16 protein-coding genes and 1 riboswitch are annotated in these 18837 nt (G+C 55.3%); of the genes, 9 read left to right on the forward strand and 7 right to left on the reverse strand.

The window, feature by feature from the left end; genetic code table 11:
• The first annotated feature begins 213 nt into the window (after positions 1 to 213).
• On the forward strand, positions 214 to 1113 hold the full coding sequence (gene yegS / locus LH23_RS20440) for a lipid kinase YegS (protein WP_039295249.1): 900 nt from the start codon (positions 214 to 216) through the stop codon (positions 1111 to 1113).
• A gap of 471 nt (positions 1114 to 1584) precedes the next feature.
• Here the strand turns inward: yegS and fbaB are convergent, their stop codons facing one another.
• Positions 1585 to 2637, reverse strand: coding sequence for a class I fructose-bisphosphate aldolase (gene fbaB, locus LH23_RS20450; RefSeq protein WP_008455139.1), 1053 nt, complete (start codon positions 2635 to 2637; stop codon positions 1585 to 1587).
• Positions 2638 to 2895: 258 nt separating this feature from the next.
• Here fbaB and LH23_RS20460 point away from each other — a divergent pair, with 258 nt between their 5' ends.
• The 3 genes from LH23_RS20460 to LH23_RS20470 are packed head-to-tail and all read left to right on the forward strand — an operon-like array spanning position 2896 to position 6171.
• A complete protein-coding gene (locus LH23_RS20460; RefSeq protein ID WP_039295257.1) occupies positions 2896 to 4188 on the forward strand; it encodes a nucleoside permease in 1293 nt (430 codons plus the stop codon).
• A complete protein-coding gene (locus LH23_RS20465) occupies positions 4188 to 5204 on the forward strand; it encodes an ADP-ribosylglycohydrolase family protein (RefSeq protein WP_156108071.1) in 1017 nt (338 codons plus the stop codon). The genes LH23_RS20460 and LH23_RS20465 overlap by 1 nt, the downstream gene beginning before the upstream one ends.
• Entirely contained in the window at positions 5191 to 6171 is a 981-nt protein-coding gene (locus tag LH23_RS20470; RefSeq protein ID WP_039295263.1) for a PfkB family carbohydrate kinase, read from the forward strand. The genes LH23_RS20465 and LH23_RS20470 overlap by 14 nt, the downstream gene beginning before the upstream one ends.
• Here the strand turns inward: LH23_RS20470 and LH23_RS20475 are convergent.
• The 3 genes from LH23_RS20475 to thiM form a co-directional block, all read right to left on the reverse strand.
• Complete coding sequence (locus LH23_RS20475) at positions 6145 to 6891, reverse strand: GntR family transcriptional regulator (RefSeq protein ID WP_039295267.1); 747 nt, start codon at positions 6889 to 6891, stop codon at positions 6145 to 6147. The genes LH23_RS20470 and LH23_RS20475 overlap by 27 nt on opposite strands.
• 86 nt (positions 6892 to 6977) lie before the next feature.
• Positions 6978 to 7778, reverse strand: coding sequence for a bifunctional hydroxymethylpyrimidine kinase/phosphomethylpyrimidine kinase (gene thiD / locus LH23_RS20480; protein WP_039295271.1), 801 nt, complete (start codon positions 7776 to 7778; stop codon positions 6978 to 6980).
• Positions 7775 to 8563 carry a hydroxyethylthiazole kinase gene (thiM, locus tag LH23_RS20485; protein WP_039295274.1) on the reverse strand — a complete coding sequence of 263 codons (789 nt, stop codon included), beginning with the start codon at positions 8561 to 8563 and terminating at the stop codon, positions 7775 to 7777. Before thiM ends, thiD begins: the two co-directional genes overlap by 4 nt.
• Before the next feature lie 38 nt (positions 8564 to 8601).
• Positions 8602 to 8698, reverse strand: a riboswitch (TPP riboswitch).
• 449 nt (positions 8699 to 9147) lie between these two features.
• Here thiM and LH23_RS23855 point away from each other — a divergent pair.
• A complete protein-coding gene (locus tag LH23_RS23855; RefSeq protein ID WP_081946145.1) occupies positions 9148 to 10068 on the forward strand; it encodes a YadA C-terminal domain-containing protein in 921 nt (306 codons plus the stop codon).
• Positions 10069 to 10204: 136 nt separating this feature from the next.
• Positions 10205 to 11107 carry a lipid A hydroxylase LpxO gene (lpxO, locus tag LH23_RS20495; RefSeq protein ID WP_039295276.1) on the forward strand — a complete coding sequence of 301 codons (903 nt, stop codon included), beginning with the start codon at positions 10205 to 10207 and terminating at the stop codon, positions 11105 to 11107.
• 60 nt (positions 11108 to 11167) lie between these two features.
• Here lpxO and LH23_RS20500 read toward each other — a convergent pair whose 3' ends face one another.
• Positions 11168 to 11779: an FMN-dependent NADH-azoreductase gene (locus LH23_RS20500; protein WP_197061689.1), complete on the reverse strand. Its 612-nt coding sequence runs from the start codon at positions 11777 to 11779 to the stop codon at positions 11168 to 11170.
• Positions 11780 to 12034: 255 nt separating this feature from the next.
• On the opposite strand from LH23_RS20500, the gene LH23_RS20505 reads away from it, so the two are divergent.
• On the forward strand, positions 12035 to 12961 hold the full coding sequence (locus LH23_RS20505) for a LysR family transcriptional regulator (protein WP_039295282.1): 927 nt from the start codon (positions 12035 to 12037) through the stop codon (positions 12959 to 12961).
• A gap of 26 nt (positions 12962 to 12987) precedes the next feature.
• Here LH23_RS20505 and hopBF1 read toward each other — a convergent pair whose 3' ends face one another.
• Entirely contained in the window at positions 12988 to 13599 is a 612-nt protein-coding gene (gene hopBF1, locus LH23_RS20510) for a T3SS effector protein kinase HopBF1 (RefSeq protein ID WP_039295286.1), read from the reverse strand.
• A gap of 189 nt (positions 13600 to 13788) precedes the next feature.
• Between hopBF1 and LH23_RS20515 the strand changes: the two genes are divergently transcribed.
• Positions 13789 to 14919 (forward strand): ABC transporter substrate-binding protein, encoded by a 1131-nt coding sequence (locus LH23_RS20515; RefSeq protein WP_039295289.1) that lies wholly within the window; start codon positions 13789 to 13791, stop codon positions 14917 to 14919.
• 203 nt (positions 14920 to 15122) lie between these two features.
• Positions 15123 to 17255 carry a TonB-dependent receptor family protein gene (locus LH23_RS20520; RefSeq protein ID WP_039295292.1) on the forward strand — a complete coding sequence of 711 codons (2133 nt, stop codon included), beginning with the start codon at positions 15123 to 15125 and terminating at the stop codon, positions 17253 to 17255.
• A 142-nt stretch (positions 17256 to 17397) separates the two neighbouring features.
• Here the strand turns inward: LH23_RS20520 and LH23_RS20525 are convergent, their stop codons facing one another.
• A complete protein-coding gene (locus LH23_RS20525) occupies positions 17398 to 18828 on the reverse strand; it encodes a 6-phospho-beta-glucosidase (protein ID WP_039295294.1) in 1431 nt (476 codons plus the stop codon).
• Positions 18829 to 18837 lie beyond the last annotated feature (9 nt).

The following is an 18837-nucleotide window of genomic DNA, read 5'->3' on the forward strand; positions in this document are numbered from 1 at the left end:
GAAACCGATCACATACGGTTACACAAGATAACGTTATTATCCGCAAGCTGAAAAACATAACCCATAAATGCTAGCTGTACCAGGAACCACCTCCTTGGCCTGCGCAATCTCCCTTGCGCAGGCTTTCTTTTTTCCGCTGATTCAGTCAGTTCTTACTCCCCCGCGCCCGCTTTGCTCTACACTTTGATAATGCTCACTTTTCTGAGGTAAGTCATGGAAAGATCCCCGAATTCATTTTTGATTCTGAACGGCAAAGGTGCCGGAAACCCACAGCTGCGCGAGGCTGTGCGTACGCTGCGTGAGGAAGGTTATACCTTACACATCAGGGTGACCTGGGAAAAAGGTGACGCAGAACGCTACATTGAGGAAGCTTTGAATCTCGGCGTTGACACCGTGGTTGCCGGCGGCGGTGACGGCACAATCAATGAGATTGCCACCTGTCTCGCAAAACTTTCACCGGGCAGCCGCCCGGCATTGGGCATTCTCCCGCTGGGCACGGCCAACGACTTTGCCACCAGCGCCGGTATTCCTGAGGACTTAGAAAAAGCGCTGCGCCTCGCGCTGTTCGGCAAAGCCGCCAACATCGACCTGGTGCAGGTCAACGAAGAAGCCTTCTTCATCAACATGGCGACCGGTGGATTTGGTACACGCATCACCACCGAAACGCCGGAAAAACTCAAAGCAGCACTCGGCGGCGTCTCTTACTTTATTCACGGTTTGATGCGCATGGATATGCTGAAACCTGATCGCTGCGATATTCGCGGGGAAGGCTTTAGCTGGCAGGGCGACGCGCTGGTGATCGGCATCGGTAATGGCCGCCAGGCCGGTGGCGGGCAACAGCTTTGCCCGGAGGCGTTGATCAACGACGGGCTGCTCGAGCTGCGGATTTTTACCGGTGAAGACTTGCTTCCTGCGCTGTTGACTACGCTGACGCGCCCGGATGAAAACCCGAACATTATTGAAGGGAAATCAGCCTGGTTTGAGATTTCCGCCCCGCACGAGATAACTTTCAACCTTGACGGAGAACCGCTGAGCGGACGGCATTTCCGCATTGAAGTGCATCCGAATGCGCTGGCCTGCCGTTTACCGCCTAATTGCCCGCTGCTGGGGTAAGCCAGCACGGTGCAGCTTGTTTCCCCTCACCCTAACCCTCTCCCCAACAGGGAGAGGGAATAAAAGCGATCTCTGTTGCTTGCTTTCCTCCCTCGACCCTTTGGGGAGAGGGAATAAAAAGCGCCCTCTGTTGTTTGCTTTCCTCCCTCACCCCTTTGGAGAGATGGAATAAAAAGCGCTCTCTGTTGCTTGCTTTCCTCCCTCGCCCCTTTGGGGAGATGGAATAAAAAGCGCTCTCTGTTGCTTGCTTTCCTCCTTCGCCCCTTTGGGGAGAGGGAATAAAAAGCGCCCTCTGTTGCTTGCTTTCCTCCCTCGCCCCTTTGGGGAGATGGAATAAAAAGCGCTCTCTGTTGCTTTCCCCCCTCTCCCCTTTGGGGAGAGGGCTGGGGTGAGGGGTAAAACGCAACCAGCAAAAACTCCGCATAAAAAAGCCCTCAAAAAAGAGGGCTTTATAACCTTACTCAACAGAGCTTAAGCAATAGTCACTTTCTCATTCAGATAAACATCCTGCACGGCATTAATCAGCTTCACGCCGTCGGCCATTGATTTCTTGAACGCTTTACGCCCCAGAATCAGCCCCATACCGCCCGCACGTTTGTTGATCACCGCCGTGCGTACCGCATCTGCCAGGTCCGTTTCCCCTCCAGCAGCCCCGCCGGAGTTGATCAGGCCTGCTCTCCCCATGTAGCAGTTAGCCAGCTGGTAGCGTACCAGGTCGATAGGGTTGTCGGTGGTCAGCTTGCTGTAAACTTTTTCGTCGGTGTAGCCAAAGTTTACCGCTTTATAGCCGCCGTTATTCTCCGCCATTTTTTGCTTCACAATATCGGCCCCGATGGTCGCCGCCAGGTGGTTAGCCTGCCCGGTTAAGTCGGCGCTGACGTGGTAATCCACCCCGTCCTTTTTAAACGCGGAGTTACGCAGATAGGCCCACAGCACGGTGACCAGGCCGAGTTCGTGCGCGCGTTCAAAGGCGGCGGAGATCTCTTCAATCTGGCGGCGAGATTCCGGCGAACCAAAGTAAATCGTGGCCCCGACAGCCACTGCGCCCATATTGAAGGCCTGTTCAACGCTGGCGTACAGCGTCTGGTCGTAGGTGGTCGGGTAGCTCAGCGTCTCATTGTGGTTAAGCTTCACCAGGAACGGAATGCGGTGGGCATAGCGGCGTGAAACCGAGGCCAGCACGCCATAGGTCGAGGCCACACAGTTACAGCCCGCTTCGATAGCCAGTTCAACGATGTTTTTCGGATCGAAGTAGAGCGGGTTCGCGGCGAAAGATGCCCCCGCCGAGTGTTCAACACCCTGATCGACGGGAAGAATAGAGAGGTAGCCGGTCCCGGCCAGACGCCCGGTGTTGTATAGCGTCTGCATGTTTCGCAGCACCGCAGGCGGGCGATTATTATCCACCATCACTCTGTCAACATAGTCCGAGCCCGGCAGATAAAGCTGGTCTGCCGGAATAGTCATACAACGATGCTGTAACAAGCCGTCGGCATCTTTGCCAAGCAACTGCGCAATATCAGTCATAATACGCTCCCGTAAAGGCAGCGAGCCCCCTGCCCGCTGCGCATGAAAAATCCTGTTCTGCCGGGTCGAAAAAACCGGCCGCACTAAGCCTGGTACCGACGGCGGGGATTTGCCAGTTCGAGCGCACTTTTGCCTCCTTTCCAGGAGTAAAGCCAGGTGGCCACCCGGTTATTTTTGCAAGGGCGATCATAGAATCGACGCAAAGGTATTTAAAAGGTATTATTCATTGGTATGGTTAAGGCACACCCTACACCTGTCATGAAGGTCCTGAGCATGAAACGTACAACGATTAGCCTTTCGTTCATGATGTTTATGGAATGGTTTATCTGGGGCGCCTGGTTTGTGCCCCTGTGGCTGTTCCTCAACAAAAGTGGTTTTACCGCCGGCGAAATCGGCTGGTCCTACGCCTGCACCGCCATCGCTGCTATTTTGTCACCTATCCTGGTCGGCTCGCTGACCGACCGCTTCTTTGCCGCGCAAAAAGTGCTGGCGCTGCTGATGTTCGTCGGCGCCGGGCTGATGTATCTGGCCGCTCAGCAAACGGAGTTTGTCTATTTCTTCCCGCTGCTGCTGGCTTACTCGCTCACCTATATGCCGACCATCGCGCTGACCAACAGCATCGCATTTTCCAACGTCGACGACGTGGAGCGTGATTTCCCGCGTATTCGCGTGATGGGGACCATCGGCTGGATTGCCTCCGGGATCGTGTGCGGCTTCCTGCCGCAGATGCTGGGCTTCAGCGATATCTCGCCCACCAACGTGCCGCTGCTGATCACCGCCATCAGCTCGGTCGCTTTAGGCATATTCGCGTTCTTCCTGCCGAACACGCCGCCGAAAAGCACCGGCAAGCTGAGCCTGAAGGTGATGCTGGGCCTGGACGCGCTGGTGCTGCTGAAGGACAAAAACTTCCTGGTCTTCTTCTTCTGTTCCTTCCTGTTTGCGATGCCGCTGGCGTTCTACTACATCTTCGCCAACGGCTACCTGACCGAGGTCGGGATGCATAACGCCACGGGCTGGATGACGCTCGGCCAGTTCTCGGAAATCTTCTTTATGCTGGCGCTGCCGTTCTTCACTAAGCGCTTTGGTATTAAAAAGGTTCTGCTGCTGGGCCTGATTACCGCCGCCATTCGCTACGGCTTCTTTGTCTACGGCGATGCGTCGCACCTGTTCACCTACGGCCTGCTGTTCCTCGGCATTCTGCTGCACGGCGTGAGCTATGACTTCTACTACGTCACCGCCTACATTTACGTGGACAAGAAATCCCCGGTGTATATGCGCACCGCGGCGCAGGGGCTGATTACCCTTTGTTGCCAGGGCTTCGGCAGCCTGCTGGGCTACAGCCTCGGCGGCAAAATGATGGAAAAAATGTTTGCTTACTCCTCGCCGGTGAACGGCCAGACCTTTAACTGGGCGGGGATGTGGGGCTTTGGCGCGATAATGATTGCCGTCATCGCCGTGCTGTTCATGGTCTTCTTCCGCGAGTCGGACAAAGAGATTGCTGCCATCGCCGTTGCCGGTGATGAATCTGAAAAAGTATTAAAGGAAGCGTAATAATGGAAAATCGTATTCTGGGAGCCTTTTACGGCCAGATGTTAGGTGATGCGATGGGCATGCCGTCCGAACTGTGGCCGCGCTCGCGGGTAAAGGCCCACTTCGGCTGGATAGACAAGTTCCTGCCAGGCCCGGCGGAAAACAATGCCGCCTGTTATTTTGCTCGCGCTAAGTTTACCGATGACACGTCGATGGCGCTGGCGCTGGCGGACGCCATCATCGAGCACCACGGGGCTATCAACCCGGACGCCATTGGCCGCCATATCCTGGCGTGGGCAGAAGGGTTCGATGCGTTCAATAAAAACGTGCTCGGCCCAACATCGAAAATAGCCCTGAATGCGATCAAACAAGGAACGCCGGTGAGCGAGTTGGAAAACAACGGCGTGACCAACGGGGCGGCGATGCGTGCCTCCCCGCTTGGCTGCCTGCTGCCGACGACCAGTCTCGATGAGTTTGTGGACGAGGTCGCGTTAGCGTCAAGCCCAACGCACAAATCGGATTTAGCCATTGCAGGGGCGGTTGTGATCGCCTGGGCCATTTCTCGCGCCATCGACGGTGCAAGCTGGGCAACCATCTGCGATGAACTACCGTCCATCGCCCGCCACGCACAGGAAAAACGCATCACGACATTTAGCGCTTCCCTCGCGGCACGCCTGGAATTAGCGTTGAGCGTGGCAAGAAAAGCGCGCGGCACCGAATCCGCCATGGAAGAGATTTACCAGCTGGTCGGCACCGGCACCAGCACCGTGGAGTCCGTACCGGCGGCGATTGCAATGGTCGAACTGGCGAAAACCGACCCTAACCGCTGCGCCATACTGTGTGCCAACCTCGGGGGAGATACCGACACCATCGGTGCGATGGCCACGGCTATCTGCGGCGCGCTGAACGGCGTGGAAAGCATCGACCCGGCATTAAAGCAGGAGCTGGATGAAGAGAACCAGCTCGACTTCACGCGCTACAGCCGCATCTTTATGGCCTACCGCCAGCAAAGAGAGGCCAGCCATGAAGCCAAATGAACTGTTGAGCAAACTGCCCCAGTTGCAGGCTCAACGCCCGGTTTGCGTGCTCGGTTCGGCGGTGATTGACGTCATCGCCGACGCCTATGCCCTGCCGTGGCGCGGCTGCGATATCGAGCTGCATCAGCAAGGCGTGAACATCGGTGGCTGCGCGCTGAACATCGCCATCACGCTTTTGCGCCTCGGCATCAACTCTCAGAACGCGCTGCCGATTGGCCAGGGAACCTGGGCCGATATTATTCGCAACAGCCTGAAAAAACAGCACATCAGCAGCGAGATCCACACCGATGCGGGAGACAATGGCTGGTGCCTGGCGCTGGTCGAACCCGACGGTGAGCGCACCTTTATGTCGTTTCGCGGCGTCGAGCATCAGTGGAATCAGGCCTGGCTTGACGGCCTGAGCATCCCGCCAGGCAGCCTGCTGTCGCTCTCTGGCTACCAGCTTGCCGGCCCGTGTGCGGAACTGCTCGTTGGCTGGCTGGAGTCGCTGGAGGCAATTACGCCGTTTATCGACTTTGGCCCGCGTATTGCGGATATCCCACAGCCGCTGCTGGCGCGGATCATGGCCTGCAAACCGATTGTTTCGCTCAACCGTCAGGAAGCGGCGATTGTTGCCGAATGGCTTGAAGTCGATCCTGAAAACATTGAAGCGATCTGCCGCGCATGGCAGACCCGCTACGCCAGCCCGCTGATCGTTCGTTTAGATAAGGACGGCGCGTGGTTTGCGGACGGCGATAATAAGGGGATCGCTGCGCCCTTCCCGACCACCGTCGTGGATACCATCGGCGCGGGTGACAGCCACGCGGGTGGCACAATTGCGGGCCTGGCAGCAGGCTGGAGCCTGGAAGAAGCTGTCAGTCTCGGTAATGCGGTAGCCAGCTACGTGGTCGGCCACCGGGGCGGGGACTGCGCGCCAAAACTCGCACAGCTCGAGCAAGCCTTACTCCTCGCAGACGAAAACGTATAAGTCGCTGCGGCAGTGGCTGATGCTGTACTCAATGGGCCGGTTATGCGGGTCGAACGCCACCTGTTTGATGACCAAAACCGGCACCGGCGTTTCCAGTTTGATGTGTGACTGGAATTCGCTGTCCGGCATTCTGGCGCTCACCCGGCTGCGGGTGCGCTGCGGAATAATGTTCTGGCTGCGGAAATAGTCGTACAGCGAAACGCCAATCTCATCCGGGTCGGCAATCAGCCCGGTCGGCACGTAAGACTCTTCGATAGACACCGCATCTTCATCCACATAGCGAATACGCTTTAGCAAAAAGACCTCGCTTTCCGCCGGGATCGCGAGCTGTTCTGCCACGTCTGCCGGGCATTTCACCACGCGTTTGTTCACCCACAGCGTGTTTGGCTTTTTACCCCGGAGCACAACCTGCTGCGAAAACCCTCTGGCCTCTTTCAGTGAATACTCAAACGTGGCGTTAATTTGCGTCCCGTAGCCGCGCGAACGTGTTACCACACCTTCATCTTCCAGCGCTTGCATCGCCTTGCGCACGGTAATGCGTGACACGCCCGTAAGCTGGCTGAGATCCCGCTCCCCCGGCAGGATATTTCCCTGCGGCAACAGGCCCGCGCGCACGGCATTTTTTACCGTTTCAACAAACTTGAGGTACAGAGGAGCGTTATCCGGGGCGGCAAAGCGCTGTTTAAGCTGTTCAACTAACTGGTGATGAGCCTGTTCCATGGTACGCAATTGTCCGGCAGGGAAGATGAAGCCAGTATAGTACCACTGGTATTATGCTGGCTAAAAACTTCTCTCTTAACCGACAGTTACCACCACTCGTGAAAATGATGCACCGGGCCGATACCGTGCCCGACTTCCAGCGAATCCGCCTGCGCCAGCGCCTTCGATAACCAGATTTTTGCGGCAGCCACGGTTTGCGCCCAGTCGTCATGACGGGGGCGAAGCGCGGCCAGCGCGGCGGATAAAGTACAGCCAGTGCCGTGGGTGTTTTTTGTTTGCACACGCGGCGCGGTAAAACGCAGGACATCGTGGCGGGTAAACAGCCAGTCCGGGCTTTCTGCATCGTCGAGATGCCCGCCTTTCATCAGTACAGCCTCACAGCCCATTGCCAGCAGCGCTTCTCCTTGTTCACGCATCTCTTTTTCACTCCGCGCGTGGGGAGCATCCAGCAGCGCTGCCGCTTCCGGGAGATTGGGCGTGATCAGCGCGACATGCGGCAATAGCTTCCGACGTAAGCTTTCCACCGCCGACGGGGCCAGCAGCGGATCGCCGCTCTTCGCCAGCATCACCGTGTCCAGCACCACGTTTTTCGCCTTATAGAAGGCCAGCCGCTCTGCTACAGCTTCAACGATATCGGTTTCTGCCAGCATGCCGATTTTTGTGGTGTCGATGCGCACGTCGCTCAGGACAGAATCTAACTGCGCCGCCACAAACTCAGGCTCAATACGGTAAACGGACTGCACGCCACGGGTATTCTGCGCCACCAGCGCGGTGATGACGCTAGTGCCATAAGCGCCGAGTGCCGAGAAAGTTTTCAGATCGGCCTGGATACCCGCCCCGCCGCTTGGATCGGTTCCGGCGATGGTTAATGCGTTGATGCGTTTCATACCAGCACCTCCGCGTTCAGCAGATAAAGGGCGTCGAGGAAGGCTGGGGTAAAACTGCCCGGCCCACGGCTGGCGGCGATGGCCTGCTCGCCAGCAAGCGACATAAAGCGGCAGGCGCTGGCGACGTTGTCCAGCCTGTCCCCCGGCAATGCAGAGCACGCAGCCACCACGGCGGAAAGCGCACATCCGGTGCCGACCACACGCGTCATTAGTTCTCCCCCGCCAGTCACGGCAAGCGTTCGCTCGCCGTCGGTGACGTAATCAGTTTCTCCGGTTACGGCAACCACCGCGCCGGTTTCACGCGCCAGCTTTTGCGCAGCCGGGAGCGCCGAAAGCGCATCATCGGTGCTGTCCACACCGCGACCTCCGGCCTGCTCGCCCGCTAACGCCATGATTTCAGACGCGTTTCCGCGAATAGCGGCGGGTTTCAGTTGAATAATTTCGCGGGCAAAACGCGTGCGGAAAGCCAGACCGCCCACGGCGACCGGGTCTAACGCCCACGGCGTTCCGGCGCTATTGGCGGCGTGAATCGCGGCCAACATCGCAGCCGAGCGTTCTGATGTCAGCGTGCCAATGTTGATCAGCAGCGCGCTGGCAAGCCCGCTAAATTGCGCCGCTTCTTCGGCTTCAATCACCATCGCCGGGGCAGCCCCAAGCGCCAGCAGCACGTTAGCGGTAAAGGTTTGTACTACGTCATTGGTCATACAGTGAACCAGCGGCGAATGCTGGCGGAGATGGTGTAAAACAGAGACGGCGGTCGCGCCGGGCAGCAGGTCAGGTTGCATAACGGTAAGGCTCCTGTCCGGCGTGAAAGAAGGGACGCCGGACAGGCATCTGACTTCCCTACGCTGGCATTATCCAGATCAGGTGGTACGGGTATTTCTCAGCCTTCACAAGGAAGGGCACCCCGAGTCATTTACAGCAATATGTTGTGATTAATGCAGGTCATTAATCCGTGAGGAGGATGGTAATGCCAGCGGGAGGTCTTGTAAACGGCAAAAGCGGCGCTTTGCGGATTGCAGGTGGTGGGCTGGGATGATACTGGCTTAACTTAGGACGGCTTAGTGAAGAAATTCACTCGTCGAATTTAACTGCCCTTTTCTATTTTTTCATTCCACAACACCACACATAGCTGAACTTTCAAACGTAAGCCATCTCGTCCTGATTGTAATGCCCGTGTGAGCACCCCATCACCAGTACAAATGATGAATGTGAACGACCTGTTTTAACCATTTTAAACACCCTCAACTAAGAATTTTCTTATGATTTAGATCAAGGATTACACTGTCACATTCCGGGATAGTTCACCACCGTTATCAATGTCCAACATGAAACATTGAAACGCTTAATTTATTAATGGTGAAATAGAATGAAATTGATCAACTTAGGCAAGTCCATAGTAACTATTGGGGTAATGGGTTCTTTATTTTTTTCTTTATCCGCTTTCGCTACGGGGACAGGCGCAAGTGACGCAATGAGTGCGGCACAAAAAGAGGCTGCTATCGAAAAAATTCGTGACGAAGCCAATAATGCTAATCTTTTGGTTAGTCACGATCTGGATATTGGTAACGCTCTGCGCAAAGCAAATGTGCCGTGGGATCAGGCAATGGCAGCTTATAATAGCGATATAAATATTATTAATTCTGCTGCCAGCAAAATTGCTGACATTCAAAAGCGTCCAATGCTGGTTGAGTCTGACCCTGCGGGTACCCCAACAAATCAGACAGGCCCTGCCACTCATCCTGATAACAACGCAACAGATGCCGACCGCCAGGCAGCCAAAGATAAAGCGATGATCGAATATGTTCAGGCTCAGGTAAAAAACGGCGTGGATGGTAAGAACGGGACAAATGGTATTAACGGCACAAATGGCCTGACAACCACCGAAACAAAACTCGATACGGCAACGCAGGCACGCGTATCCACTAACGCTAACAATATTTTTTTAAATACTGAACGCGCAGAAAACAATACGCGCATGATTCAGGCCAACAGCCAGTCCATCGATAAATTAAATAACGCCTTCTCTGCATTAAAAGATGAAGTTAACAATAATCAAAAAGAGGCCAACGCGGGTATCTCTGGCGCGATGGCAATGAGCAATATACCGCAGGTGATGAATAATCAAACCGTGGCTATAGGGGCAGGTATTGGCGGCTATGAAGGCGAAAATGCTTTAGCCGTGGGCGCCTCTACACGTATCGGAAATACTGTTGTTGTGAAAGCCACCGTCAGTGACGATACAGAAAACAATGTGGGTTACGGTGCGGGGTTATCTGTAGGCTGGTAAGTTGTTCCCGGCAACATTTACTTCGCTAAAACCACTGCTAAGCTCTATTTCAGCGCCTTTACAAAGGCGCATTTTTGGCAGTCGGGGCTTTGGCCCGGCAGGGAATGAGCAAAAAACACAGTGGTCAGATAACAATATGAAATATATCATTTTACTCATCATTATTATTTCAGTGGTCTATGTGCATTACCGCGGCAAGATTCGTTTTCGTTTCTGGCGACAGCTGTCGGACCATTCAACGTTTACCGCCCCACTTAACGGTTTTATGTATCTTTTCTCCAGGGTGCCGAATACGCCCTATTTAACGCCGGAAACCTTTCCCGAGCTAACAACGCTGCGGGAAAACTGGGAAGTGATTCGCGACGAAGGTATGCATCTGCAACAAATGGAGCAGATAAAAGCCGCAGAAAAATTTAACGACGCCGGTTTCAACTCCTTCTTTAAAACAGGCTGGAAGCGCTTTTACCTGAAATGGTATGAAAACGCCCACCCGTCAGCCAGCATACTGTGCCCGAAAACCACCGAACTGCTGCGCACCATTCCGTCCATCAAAGCTGCGATGTTCGCTACCCTGCCCGACGGCAGCCGCCTGCCAAGACACCGGGACCCGTATGCCGGCTCGCTGCGTTTTCATCTTGGACTTGCGACCCCGAATGACGATCGCTGCTTTATTGAAGTGGACGGACAGCGCTATAGCTGGCGGGACGGCGAAGGCGTGCTGTTCGATGAAACCTATATTCACTATGCGGAAAACACCAGCGGCGAAAATCGCCTGATTCTGTTCTGTGACGTGGAAAGACCGATGCGTTATCGCTGGGCTCAGGCGGTTAACCACTGGCTCGGGCGCAACCTGATGAGCGCCGCCTCGGCACCCAACGATGAAAATGACCGCATCGGCGGGATCAACCGCGCTTTCCGCTACATCTATCAGATTCGTATCGTCGGCAAGAAGTTAAAAAGCTGGAATAAAACGGTGTATTACATCGTGAAATGGATCCTGTTTGGCGGGATTGCCGTGCTTATCTGGCGGGCGTTTTAGTTTCAGCCTTCATGAAACAGAAGAGCCTTTGCAGTAATAGCAAAGGCTCTTTATCCGTTATCAGGCCAGCGACGCGATCTGGTTTTTGGCATCGGCGATTGCGGCACTTTTCGCTTCGTCGCCACGGCCCAGGTTTTCTGCGCGGATAATGGTCACGTCGGTCAGGCCAATAAAGCCCAGCACCGCTTTCAGATAGGATTCCTGATGCTCGAGGAATGCCGCCGGGCTGTCGCCGGTGTACTGGCCGCCGCGCGATGAAGCGATAAATACTTTTTTACCTTTTGGCAGCAGGCCTTCCGGGCCGTTGGCACCGTACTGGAAGGTGCGCCCGGCCACACAAACGCGGTCGATCCACGCCTTAAGCTGGGATGGAATAGAGAAGTTGTACATCGGCACGCCAATGACAATCACATCCGCGGCGAACAGGTCGTCAATAAACGCCCCACCGGCAGCAAGATCTGCGCCCAGCTCAGCGTCGGTCACTTCCGCGCCCTGGAAAGCGGCAATGTGCTTGTCGGACAGGTGCTGAGCCGGGGACTGCACCAGGTCGCGATAAATCACGGTGGCACCAGGGTGTAGCGTTTTCTGGCGGGCAACAATCTCCGCCGACAGCTGGCGGCTGACGGAATAACCGCCCAGAACACTGGTATCAATATGCAGGATAGTCGACATCGTTTTAGCCTCTGAAATGGAGCCTGGTTTAGGGGATAAGCGCGTTAAGAGTTTTTTTAAAGCCGTTAACATAGGTGTGCTCAATCTTTAAGATTCGCTGAACATGGCTGCCACTATGCCACCGCCTTTCTCACCCGAATAGCCGTTATATTTCGATGTAATCCATCGCCACACCCGATACATCTTCACCAATGACAAAGCCATGCCGAAGGGCTATATTGCGCTTCACCCCTTCACTACCAGGCAGGAATCACAATGCTGGACGGTATTTCACTGGACCAACTTCGCACGTTTATTGCCGCCGTCGATGAAGGCAGCTTCTCTGCGGCCGCTCGCAAGATGTACCGCGCCCAGTCGGTGATCAGCGATTTGATTAAGGGGCTGGAAGCCCAGATCGGCGTGCAGCTGTTCGACCGTTCCGGCCGCTACCCAAAGCTAACGCCTGAGGGGGAAGTGCTGCTGATCGACGCCCGCTGCATTGTTTCTGGTGTTGATTTTATGAAGGCGAGAGCGCGCGGTATGTCGTCCGGGCTGGAATCGGAACTCTCGGTAGTGGTGGACGTTTTCTTCCCGCTGGAAGCAATGACTTCAGCGGCCAAAGCCTTCCGCGAACAGTTTCCTGGCACGCCGCTGCGCCTGTTTGTTGAGGCGCTGGGTGGCGGCTACAAACCGGTGCTTAACGGCAGTGCGGGGATCGGTATTCTTGGCTCACTGCCGGATATGCCGGCCTCGCTGACCGGGGAGCGTCTGACCGGCGTTTCGCTGGTGATGGTGGCTGCGCCCGATCACCCGCTGGCGCAGTTCGAGGGTATGGTGCCAAAAGCAGAGCTGACCAAACACGTTCAGCTGGTGCTGACCGACCGCTCCGAGCTTTCCAAAGGGAAAGAGTTTGGCGTGATGTCGCCTTCTACCTGGCGGCTGGGCGATCTGCTGGCCAAACACGCCTTTTTGCTCGACGGCCTCGGCTGGGGCAGCATGCCGTCGCACGTTGTCGAACGAGATATTCGCGAGGGGCGGCTGGTGCGGCTGAACATTGAGGACGTCCCGCCCGATGGACTCGCGCTGCCGATGTTTGGCGTCTACCCGATAGCTTCGCCGCCCGGCCCGGCCGGACGCTGGCTGATCGAGCGGCTTAAAAACCTCTGCCCGGCAAAACTGGCCGCCAGCCGGCTTAAAGACTAATTTCATCCACGGCATCAGGCCGGGTATCAGTCGCTATCAATATCCAGCAGGTTATTTAAAGCATGAGCCCGCAGTTCATTGACTTTACTGATGCTTTTATCCGGCGAGGAGCGAATCACATCGCGCGGATCGTTAATCAGCACGCGGCCATGGCTGTCGACTAAAAATTGCAGATCGTCGATATGCAATTCATGGTTTTTCAGCTTGTTAATAATGGCATTACAGTCCGCCAGCACGTTTTGATTGAATTTCTTATCATCCGGCAGGCTTTTCTTATTATTCACGATATCTTCGGAATCAAAAGCGTTGTGGATATAGTCTTTCTCCACGCCGACGCTACCGCCATGTTTGACCAGGGCATGAGCATCCACCACGGGGAAGCCGAGATGCTTAAGCTGTTTGGTGGTTTCAAGTTCTTTTAGAGCATACTGCTCCGCCGAAATGGTACCCGTAGTGCCAGGTCTGAACAGACACACGCACTTGCGTGGATCCTGCCGCGAATGAAAGACATCCTTTTGGCTCCCAGCGCCGATTTTTTGCCCCAGCGAAGGCACATCCTGAAACACTGTTGTTAATGCGGATACATTCGACGTATGCAAGTGCCGCCCCTGGGCTGCATTGTTTGAAACGGTATACATGATGGACTCTCCTGTGCGGTACAACGGCGCGTTATAGCAAAGCCCTTGAGTGGCTCTGGCAGCTCGCAGGTTCCCGTAAGCCAAACCCTGGCACCTTTCGTAACCAGAAAAATTCCCGCATCCCCATTCCAAACGCTATGAGATCGATTATCATTCCCTTCCTAAAATTTCCCGTTCTGAAGGTCATCCATGTTCACAGTGTTTACCGCCAAAGCTCGCTGGCTGCTCGCCGCCGTTGCCCTTCTGAGCTTCGCCGCCCAGGCCGCACCGATTGTTGTTACCGACGTAGCGGGCCGGGAAGTGACGCTGCCCCATCCGGCAAAGCGCGTGATGCTGGCCGATGCACGAGCCCTGCTGGCGCTGAATATTATTCACCCGAAGGATCCGCTGGAAAACATCATTGCCTGGGATAACTCGCTGAAGACCAAAGCGCCAGACCTGGCGGACGCCTATGCGCGAAAATTCCCGCAGGTAAGCAAAATCACGATGTTTGAAAACCCGTACTACACGGATTTCAGCGTCGAAAAAGCGGTCACACTACAGCCGGATCTGATCATTTTTGACATCGGCGTGCTGGCCAAACTGAAGAACAGCGGCGTGCTGAGCCAGCTGGAAAAAGTAGGCATTCCGGTGCTGATTATCGACTTCCGCCAGCAGCCGTTGACCAACACCCTGCCTAGCATCGAACTGCTGGGTAAAGTGTTTGATGAGCAGAAAAACGCCGACGCATTTATTCAGCACTACCAGCAGCGGATGAACCTGGTCCGCGAGCGCGTGGCCACGCTAAAACCGGAGCAGCGTCCGAGCGTATTTATTGAGCGCGCAGCAGGCATTCGCGGTGACGAATGTTGCCAGACCTTCGGTAAAGGCAGCTACGGTCAGTTTATTGATACTGCCGGCGGCAACAACATTGGCAGCAAGCTGTTCCCGGAAATGAGTGGCCAGGTGAATACCGAGCAGGTGATCACCAGCAACCCGGACTTTTACCTGATGACCGGTGCCGACTGGAACCGCGGTAACCGTTCGCCAAAAGCCGTGCCGCTGGGCTATATGGCCGATAAAGCCGTGGCCGAACAAAAGCTCAAAGGGCTGATGAACCGGACCGGCATTAACGTACTGACGGCGGTGAAAGAGAAGCGCGTGATGGCGATTTACCATCAATTCTACGACTCTCCGCTGAACTATATTGCGGTAGAAGCCATCGCGAAATTCCTGCACCCGGACCTGTTCAAGGACATTGATCCCCAGGCCGACATCGAACAGGTTCACAAGCAGTTCACCGCGCTGGACTACAGCGGCGTGTTCTGGGTTACTCCGTAATGCAAAACAATCCGGGCTGAATCCAAAGCCCGGACATCCCTTCCGCCGAGCGCTAACCTAAACGCTCGGCTTTTTTTTACTTACTTTCTGACTTATTCCGAATTATTCCGTAATAAAACTATTTACTTGAAAATAATTATCATTAAGATTGTCATTTCCAAAAAAACTCATAACGATAACCCCATAATTCGATAGGAATGATGATGCGCCCCCTTTTTCGTGTCTCTCTCCTGGCAAGCGCGATAGCATTTGCGCTGCCAGCTCTCGCCGCAGATAACACTCAAACAGATAAAGCTCCAGCAGATAAAAAAGCTGATGACATTACCGTCGTCGGTAACTGGCTGGATAACCCGGACACCAGCACCGTACTGCTTAACCACCCTGGCGCTCGCTCGATCGTCACCGAGCAGCAGCTTCATGAACAGGGCTCAGAGACGCTTGCCGATGCGCTGAAGGGCATTCCCGGCGTTCAGGTGCGTGACAGCAACGGCACCGGCGGCAGCGACATTTCGCTCAACGTTGGCGTGCGCGGCCTGACTTCTCGCCTGTCACCACGCTCTACCATCCTGATGGACGGTATTCCGCTGGCGGTTGCCCCTTACGGCCAGCCACAGCTTTCGATGGCACCGCTGGGCATGGGCAACATTCAGTCCGTGGACGTGGTTCGCGGCGGCGGCGCGGTGCGCTATGGGCCGCAAAACGTCGGCGGCGTGATTAACTTTGTGACCCGCGATATTCCGAAAGAATTTGGCGGCACCGTCAGCGCGCAGACCCAGGGCGCCAGCCACGGCGGCCTGAAGACGCTGACCAGCGCGTCCGTGGGCGGCACGGCGGATAACGGCTTTGGTGCAGAACTGCTTTACTCCGGCCTGCACGGCCAGGGCTATCGCGAGAGCAACGACAATACCGACATCGACGATTTCATGCTGAAGACCAAGTACAACTTCACCGATCGCGATGAGCTGCAGGCTAACTTCCACTATTACGAAGCCCAGTCCGGTATGCCGGGCGGCCTGACGACCGCCCAGTATGCGAAAGACCCGTTCCAGTCAGACCGCCGCTGGGACAGCTTTGAAGGCCGCCGCAAGGATATGTCCTTCAAATATAAGCACACCGAAGACGACAAAAAGCTGGAAGTCCTGACCTACTTCACCGACAGCTACCGCAGCAGCGATCTGGAATATTTCAAGGGCAACAAACGTACCCTGAACTCAGCGCCTCGCAACTACTCCACCTGGGCGATTGAGCCAACCTATTCTCAGCTTTTCCGCTTCTGGGATATGTCGCACGAGGTCACCCTGGGCTACCGCTACCTGAACGAAACGTCGGACGAGAAAGGTTACCGCACGCCAAAAGCGTATGATCCGGCGACAACCTTCACCAAACCGGACATGACCGAGTACTACCAGCACAGCTCCGGCGGTACTGCAGCCAACGCTTTCTATATTGATGATGCCATCAACGTCAGCGACTGGACGATCACCCCTGGCCTGCGCTATGAAAGCATCAAAACGCACACCAGCGATTCCTTCCAGAACATCGATCGTGAGAAGACCTACAGCCAGCCGCTGCCTTCTATTAGCGTGATGTACCATATGTCTGATGCCTGGAAACTGTTCGCCAACGCCAGCACCTCCTTCGGCAGCATGCAGTACTTCCAGCTGACCCGTGGCGGCAGCGGCAACCAGCCGGCAGCGGGCCTGACGCCTGAAAAAGCGCATACCTACGAGTTCGGCACCCGTTATGACGACACCACGCTGAAAGCCGAAGCTACGTTGTTCTACATCGACTTCGACGATCAGCTGCAATACATCAACAACATTGTGGGCTGGACAAACCTGGGCGCAACCAAGCACCAGGGCCTTGAGCTGGCGCTGAATTACGATCTGAGCGAAGTGAACCGCGCGCTGGACGGCGTGAGCGTATACACCACTTACACCTACACCAAAGCCACCAGCGACAAAGGCGACTTCGCCGGTAAAGACCTGCCGTTCTACTCTCGTCAGGTTTACACCGTGGGTACCCGCTACGCGACCGGCAACTGGGTATGGAATCTGGACAGCTTTGCACAGTCTAAACAAAGCTCACCGGGTACCGGGCCGAACTACATCACCGACGAAAGCGCGGACGGTCAGTTTGGTAATATCGCAGGCTACATGGTGTGGAATATGCGCGGTGAGTACGACTTCGGGCCGTCGCTGTCTAACCTGAAACTGGGTGCCGGGATTAAAAACCTGTTCGATCAGCGTTATTACACGCGTTCGAATGATAATAACTCTGGTAAATACGTAGGCGAACCGCGCACCTTCTTCGTACAGGGTTCTCTGGCGTTCTAATCACGACCCTCACCCTAACCCTCTCCCTAAAAGGGAGAGGGGATAAAGCAGTATTTCTCGCACCCTTTGGGGTGAGGGGATAAAGCAGTTTTTTTAGGTTTTCCCCCTCTCCCTCTGGGAGAGGGCCGGGGTGAGGGGGAAATTACGCCAGATCCCCGCCGTTACTCGCAATCACCTTCTTATACCAGTAGAACGACTTCTTCGGCGTGCGCGCCAGCGTCCCCTGCCCTTCATCATCACGATCGACATACACAAAACCGTAGCGTTTGCTCATCTCGCCGGTTGACGCTGAGACCAGATCAATACAACCCCACGAGGTGTAACCCATCACCGGAATACCGTCCGCAATCGCCTCGCCCATCGCTTTAATGTGTTCCCGCAGGTAGCTGATACGGTAGTCATCGTTGATTTCCCCTTCGGCATTTACTTCGTCTTTCGCGCCCAGCCCGTTCTCCACCAGGAACAGCGGTTTCTGATAGCGGTCGTACATCATGTTCATGGTGATGCGCAGGCCGAGCGGGTCGATGCCCCAGCCCCACTGGCTGAAAGTAATGTGCGGGTTCTTGAGCGATTTAATGATGTTCGCCGGGTTGGTATTCCCCTCGTTCATGTCTGCCGAAGCACAGCGCGAGGCGTAATAGCTGAAGGAGACAAAATCGACGGTGTTCTTCAGGATCTCGTTGTCGCCGGGCTCGGTGACAATCTCAATCCCTTTCTCACGGAACATTCGTGCCGCATAAGCCGGGTATGCACCGCGCGCCTGGACGTCAATAAAGAACAGATTCTCGCGGTCTTTCTCCAGCGCCGCCCAAACGTCCTCCGGCTTGCAGCTGTAAGGATAAAAGTTCCCCCCCGCCAGCATGCAGCCAACCTGGTTTTGCGGGTTAACTTCGTGGGCGATTTTAGTGACCAGCGCGCTGGCCACCAGCTCGTGGTGCGCGGCCTGGTACATCACCTGCTCTTTATTATCACCGGCTTCAAAGACCAGTCCCGCACCGGAGAACGGGCTGTGGAGCATGATGTTGATTTCATTGAAGGTAAGCCAGTATTTCACCAGACCGTCGAACGCCTCAAAGCAGGTGCGCGCGTAGCGGCTGAAAAACTCCACCATTTTACGGTTGCGCCATGAGCCGTATTCCTGGACCAGGTGCATCGGCACATCGAAGTGACACAGCGTTACCAGCGGTTCGATGTTGTATTTTTTGCACTCGGCAAACAGGTCGCGGTAGAAGGCGATCCCTTCCGGGTTCGGCGTCGTTTCATCGCCTTTGGGGAAGATGCGGCTCCACGCTATGGAGGTTCGGAACACGGTGAACCCCATTTCTGCCAGCAGCGCGATGTCGTCTTTATAACGGTGGTAAAAATCTATGGCCTCGTGGCTCGGGTAAAATTCATCGTCGCGCAGTGCAAAACGTTTTTCCACACCAAGCTTTACCCCGAGGCGATTCTCGCCATGGGGGATCATATCGACGGTGCTTAGCCCCTTGCCGCCGGCCTGATACGCGCCCTCGGCCTGATTAGCCGCGATTGCGCCGCCCCATAAAAATCCTTTTGGAAAAACTGTCTCAGCCATGCTTACCTC

The sequence above is a fragment of the Cedecea neteri genome, from assembly GCF_000758305.1.
GTDB lineage: Bacteria > Pseudomonadota > Gammaproteobacteria > Enterobacterales > Enterobacteriaceae > Cedecea > Cedecea neteri_C.